Source organism: Psychrobacter sp. 1U2 (assembly GCF_051847575.1).
In genome coordinates this window covers 1-575 of record NZ_JBPYDC010001552.1, presented here as the reverse complement: position 1 = coordinate 575, position 575 = coordinate 1, and the positions used below count along the sequence as shown (strand labels likewise).

Below are 575 nucleotides of genomic sequence, written 5' to 3'. Positions count from 1 at the left end.
ACAATACAACTAACATCGCTAGCAATACGACCAATATTACTAATAATACCAATCGACTGGATGGCGGATTAAACTTTGGTGCGGATAGTGGCAACAATATCAATAAACCAATAGGTGATGATAGCGTACTTGGCTTTGTAGGTGGTAACAACATTACCACTACTGCTCAAGGCAGTAGTATTAGATTCGATCTAAACAATAATATTAATGTAGATAGTGTGACTACAGATAGAGTGGTCGCTGGCAATACCACAGTCAACGATGATGGCGTGACCGTAACTGGTGGCCCAAATAATAATGTCGTTGTTAGTAATAATGGTCTAGACAACGGTGGCAACACAATAACTAACGTTGCTGATGGTGTCGAGGATAGTGATGCTGTGAACGTAGGTCAGCTTAACGACCAATTTGATAGTATTGACAGAGTAATCAATGGTCAAATTGCTGATATGGACTCAAAACTTGAGGGCAAGGTTGATTCGCTAGGTTATAGAATCGACGATGTTGAAGACGACGCCAATGCAGGTATCTCGGCGGCAATGGCAATGTCTTCATTACCGCAAGCTTATATTCCT

At 41.2% G+C, this 575-nt stretch carries 1 pseudogene; it reads left to right on the top strand.

The features are described from left to right. Window positions 1–575, top strand: a pseudogene (locus ACS8FD_RS23130) (hypothetical protein); the annotation flags it as partial.